The sequence below is a fragment of the Vibrio sp. HI00D65 genome, assembly GCF_001635455.1.
In the GTDB taxonomy this organism is placed as follows: Bacteria; Pseudomonadota; Gammaproteobacteria; order Enterobacterales; family Vibrionaceae; genus Vibrio.
In genome coordinates this window covers 1-300 of the sequence record NZ_LWEH01000160.1, presented here as the reverse complement: position 1 = coordinate 300, position 300 = coordinate 1, and the positions used below count along the sequence as shown (strand labels likewise).

Genomic DNA, 300 nt, shown 5'->3' with positions numbered 1-300 from the left:
AATTGCACTGCTACCTATGGTATCGGTGATAGTAAAATTACTCGATACATACTGGTTATCACCCACCTTGGTCTCGCGATAATCTGAATTAGGATTTAAGGTATAAGGCGGTGCGGTATCAATTGCTGGATTACTGATATCCGTTCCTGAAAAGAGATAACTGCCTTCATTGGCTTGGTTCAATGTGTTCAACATTTCCGTTTTAAGTGACTTGAGTTCGAGCACAATTCCCGCCCGACTTTCCGAATCAAGAGTGCCGTTTTTCCCTTGTAGAAGCAGTTCATTCACTTGTTGGGAGAG

General features: G+C 42.7%; 1 pseudogene. It reads right to left on the bottom strand.

Annotated features, from left to right (window positions below):
• A pseudogene (locus A3712_RS27820) lies at positions 1–300 on the bottom strand (flagellar hook-associated protein FlgL); the annotation flags it as partial.